At 65.8% G+C, this 4,473-nt stretch carries 5 protein-coding genes and 1 pseudogene; 4 read left to right on the top strand and 2 right to left on the bottom strand.

What is annotated here, in order from left to right:
• Window positions 1–676, bottom strand: a 676-nt coding sequence (locus H0W38_RS17285; protein WP_292456360.1) for a cation:proton antiporter, incomplete at its 3' end; no start/stop codon positions are given.
• Between the two features lie 308 nt (window positions 677–984).
• Between H0W38_RS17285 and H0W38_RS17280 the strand changes: the two genes are divergently transcribed.
• The 4 genes from H0W38_RS17280 to H0W38_RS17265 all read left to right on the top strand — a co-directional run bounded on the left by H0W38_RS17280 (window position 985) and on the right by H0W38_RS17265 (window position 3,993).
• Window positions 985–1,362: a YsnF/AvaK domain-containing protein gene (locus H0W38_RS17280; protein WP_292456357.1), complete on the top strand. Its 378-nt coding sequence runs from the start codon at window positions 985–987 to the stop codon at window positions 1,360–1,362.
• A gap of 78 nt (window positions 1,363–1,440) precedes the next feature.
• Window positions 1,441–2,352 (top strand): YsnF/AvaK domain-containing protein, encoded by a 912-nt coding sequence (locus tag H0W38_RS17275; protein WP_292456354.1) that lies wholly within the window; start codon window positions 1,441–1,443, stop codon window positions 2,350–2,352.
• A 139-nt stretch (window positions 2,353–2,491) separates the two neighbouring features.
• Window positions 2,492–2,827: a hypothetical protein gene (locus H0W38_RS17270; RefSeq protein ID WP_292456352.1), complete on the top strand. Its 336-nt coding sequence runs from the start codon at window positions 2,492–2,494 to the stop codon at window positions 2,825–2,827.
• A gap of 14 nt (window positions 2,828–2,841) precedes the next feature.
• Window positions 2,842–3,993 (top strand): HAMP domain-containing sensor histidine kinase, encoded by a 1,152-nt coding sequence (locus H0W38_RS17265; RefSeq protein WP_292456350.1) that lies wholly within the window; start codon window positions 2,842–2,844, stop codon window positions 3,991–3,993.
• A 36-nt stretch (window positions 3,994–4,029) separates the two neighbouring features.
• Here the strand turns inward: H0W38_RS17265 and H0W38_RS17260 are convergent.
• A pseudogene (locus tag H0W38_RS17260) lies at window positions 4,030–4,473 on the bottom strand (hypothetical protein); the annotation flags it as partial.

The following is a 4,473-nucleotide window of genomic DNA, read 5'->3' as shown; positions in this document are numbered from 1 at the left end:
CCGCCTGCTGGTGTCGCAAGCGCAGCCAAAGGACGAGCCGGCCCATCAGCGTGCCCAGCGCCGCACCGATGGCCAGCCCACCCAGGATGGCCCACAGCACATCGACCATGAGCCAGCGCGCGCCCCCGTCTCCCAGCGGGTGCAGACCCAGCAGGCCCAGCCCTAGCATCACGAACGGGAAAGCCGTGCCGTCGTTCAGGCCACCTTCTCCGGTGAGCGCCATGCGCAGCCGACTGCGGTCTTGCGGATCGGCGACTTGCACGTCGGATGCAAGCACCGGGTCGGTGGGGGCGAGGATGGCGCCGAGCAGCACTGCCGCGCCGAGCGGCAACCCGATCGCCAGGGCGACGAGGGCGATCAAGCCGACCGTGATGACCATCGACCCGATCGCCAGCCGCAGCGACATCAGCCAGCGGCGGTCGTCGACAGCGACGCTCAGTTTCATTCCGACCGTGAACAGCGAGACGACCACCACGACCTCGGCCAGATGCTCCAGTAGCTGGGCATCGACGATCGGATCGAAGCGCACGAGCCCCAACCCGAGCGGCCCGATGGCCAAGCCGGCGGGCAAATAGAACATCGCCGTGCTGAGCGGAAGGTGACGCAAGGCAGACCCGCTCAGCGCCATGAACATGAGGAGGCCGCCGACGATCAGCGCCCAGACGGCGACATTCATTTCGTTGTGATGAATTTGGGTGGATGAGCAGGGCTTGGCAATCGTGGTGCCGCACCCGGCGCATCAACGGTCTCGGGCACAGCGCTTGCCGCCAAGTGCCGGCAGGAGGCAGCTTCGAACGAGGTCGGCCGCACTCAACCAACCGCAACGTACTGCAGCGACTTTGCATCGCCGAGCGACGGCTGCGGCCACCTCTGAATGGACGCAACATGAATCGAATACATGGCCTTGGCGGCAAGGCCGACGCCCAGCGCGAGATGCACGAACCCGTGCCGCCGACCACGCCGCGGCGGGTCTGAGAGTGCGCCATGGACCAGACCATCGCGCTCGTGGCCGAGCAACTGGAAGTCGGCAAACGGACCGTGGAGACCGCTCGCGTGCGCATCGGCACGCGGATGGTCGAACGGGAAGAGATCGTCGAGATGCCCTTGCGGCGCGACGACGTGGAGATTGAAAGAGTCAGCATCAACCGCGTCGTCGAGCAAACGTCGCCACCGCGTCACGAGGGCGACGTGACGATCGTTCCTGTCTACGAAGAGGTCCTGGTCGTGACCCGGCAACTGGTGCTCAAGGAAGAATTGCGCATCACCCGGCGCAGCTCCGTGCAAACAAGCGAGCCACAGCGTTTCAGCTTGCGCAGCGAGGAGGTGGAAATCAGCCGCACACCCGTCGGCAAGACAGGCTGAGTCTTAACAGCCGACGAAGCTTCTAAATCATTCGAGGCACCGCCGTTTCGACACGGCATTATTTTCAAGGGAACATTGATGAGCAGCACCACATTGGTCGGCATCTTCGACGACTACACCGAAGCGCAACAGGCAACTCAGAAGCTGGAAGACGTCGGCATCCCCAAGCAATCCATCCAGGTGAGCGCGGGCCAGTCCGGATCGACGCCGGCGGCTTCGCGGACCAGCAGCGAGCCCGAAGAACACGAAGGAGCGATCAGTCGCTTCTTCTCGAACCTGTTCGGCTCGGACGACGAGCCCGACGCGGCTCATTACTCCGAGGCGGTGCGCCGCGGCAATGCCGTGGTGACGGTGAGCGTCGCAGATGAAGACCGCGTCGATGAGGTCGCCGCGATCCTCGAAGACTGCGGCGCGGTCGATGTCGACGAGCGGGTGGAACAGTGGAAGGCCAGCGGCTACATGCCGCCTGCCAGCACCCGGCCGATGGCCGGCGAAGGCGCCAGCGAAAAGCTCGACGTGGTCGAGGAAGAGCTCAAGGTCGGCAAGCGAACGGTGCAAGAGGGTGGCGTGCGCGTGCGCCGGCACGTGACCGACAGGCCCGTCGAGGAGCAGGTGTCGCTGCACAGCGAGCGCGCCGACGTCACCCGCACGAAGGTGGACCGCCCGGCCACCGAGGCGGAGATGCAGACGGCTTTCAAGGACAAGAGCCTGGAGGTCCGCGAGACCAGCGAAGAGGCGGTGGTGTCGAAGACCGCGCGCGTGGTCGAGGAGGTCAGCGTGGGCAAGAAATCGTCGGACCGCACCGAGACCGTCAAAGGCAATGTGCGCCGCACCGACGTCGATGTCGAGAAGATTGCCGGCGAATCGTCGCCGCGCCGCCCCGCCCAAAGTGGCATGGCGGGCTCGATGAGCCGCTACACCGGCCCCGAGCGCCGCATGAACGCCAACCGCGCCTACGCCGGACAGGAGCGCCGCATGGCGGCGATGTAAGGCTCCTTCGACGGGGCGCGCCGTCGCCCTTGTTTCGAACGCCTCGCCTTCGACCCGGCGAGGCGGTGTCTTTTTTGCCGACGCCAGGCAAAAGGAAAAGTCGGGGATCGCGCTTTGCCTCACCGCTGATCGGCGCCGTTTGCCGCGCAAGAAGGATGCAAGCGTGAAGCTCACGAAATTCGGCTGGACCATGACCACCCTGACGGTCGTTGCCTGCGGTGGTTGGGGCGGCGCCGTCATCGCGCAACAAATGGCAGAGCGTGCGTCGGCCCAGGTCGAGCGCAACCAGCCCGGCCAGGGCGAGGGCGGCGACGCGGTGTCCGGGCAATTGCAACTGCCTGCGGGCTTTCTCAATGAGGAGCGCACGCGCTTCTTTGCTCGTCCGGTCGGCCTGGCACTTGCGATGGATGGCGCGCTGCTCGTTTCGGACGACAGCAATGGCGTGATCTACCGCATCGCCTACACAACACCTTGAACGGGAGCGCGCGCATGCCGAAAACGACGTTGGCGGAGTTCATCGTCTCCAATATGGAAACGATTCTGCAGGAATGGGAGCAGTATGCGAAAGGCATTCCCGAAGCGGTCGGCATGGACACCGAGACGCTGCAAGACCATGCAGAGCAAATCCTGCGAACCATTGCTCGGGACATGGCGCAGCCGCAAAGCTCCGACCAGCAGGATGCGAAGTCCAAAGGCCACGGCCCGCGACCGCTCAAAGGCGACACACCGGCCGAGGAACACGCCAGCGGTCGCCAGCGCGACGGCTTCGGCTTGGTCGACATGGTGTCGGCGTACCGCGCCCTGCGCGCGAGTGTGCTTCGTCTGTGGGAGATGGAGGGGAACTTCGCCGATCGAGATGCAGTTGCCGAAATCACGCGCTTCAACGAAGCCGTCGACCAGGCCTTGAGTGAATCCGTCGGCCTCTATTCGGAGCAACTCGACCGTTCGCGGGAGTTGTTCATCGGCGTGCTTGGGCATGACCTGCGAAATCCGCTCAGCGCGGTGCTGAACGCGGCCAAGTACCTGCAGGATTCCGAGGCCCTGTCCGGCGGACAGTTCAAGAGCGTGTCGGTCATCCTTCGCAGCGGCATGCGCCTGCGCGACATGCTGTCTGACCCGCTCGACGTCACGCGAACGCGCCTCGGACAATCGCTGCCGATCGCGCGCACCCCGGGCGCCTTGACCGTGACGTGTCAAGACATGGTCGAGGAGGCGCAGGCGCATCACCCGGAGCACACGTTGCGCTTACGCCTGGAAGGCGACCTTGCCGGGAGCTGGGATTTGGCTCGGCTCGGTCAGATGCTGTCCAACCTGATTGAAAACGCGATCCGGCATGGCGCGCCGGACAAGCCGGTCACGATTCTGGCAAGGGGCGAAGCGGAGTTCGTGAGCCTCGGCGTTCACAACGAAGGCCCCCGAATCCCGGAATCGGCCCTTCGCCGAATCTTCGAGCCGCTGACGCAGGAGCAAGAGAGTCCCGCAGATCACAGGCAAGCCGGTGGCCTCGGGCTGGGCTTGTACATCGCCCGGGCGATTGCCGAGGCGCACTGCGGCTCCATCGAGGTGCAATCGTCGCAGGGCGGTGGTACGACCTTCACCGCTCGCTTGCCGCGAAAGCATGGGCGCGACAAACCCGTGTAGAGCAAGTTCGCGCTGCCATGCGGAGCACGACCGCGGTCACGCACGGAGGGGCGCAACCGGCTTCGTCGCGCGCGCGCCGCCATGGGAAGCAAGCTCGATCCCCTCGCTGTGCGCCGCCCTCAGCAGCGGGCGCAATGATTCGATCTGCCGTAGGGTTTCCTGCAGGCTGGTCGCCATGTCCGCAGCGCCGGCAGCCTTGAGCTGATCGAGCGTCTTCGTGACCTCGCCGCCGGAGGCCCAGCGGCCGACCAAGATGCGCAGGTCGGGGAACTGGGCGTGCAGACGCAGACACAACAGACGTGCCCGCGCGCCGCCGCCGGGGGGCAGGGCCGCGATGCAGACGATGCCCGGGCGAAGCTGCTCGACCAGCGCGGTCGCTTCCGAGGCGAGCAGCGCCGGCCCCGACACGCTCATGTCGAAGACCTCCGGGTCGAGTAGCGCCCCGAGCATGGCGAGGGCGGCTTCGTCGGCGGTGTCGCG

The organism is Methylibium sp. (assembly GCF_013817365.1).
GTDB lineage: Bacteria > Pseudomonadota > Gammaproteobacteria > Burkholderiales > Burkholderiaceae_C > Methylibium.
Note: the sequence above shows the minus strand (reverse complement) of the source record. Positions and strands in the feature narration are given on the sequence as shown.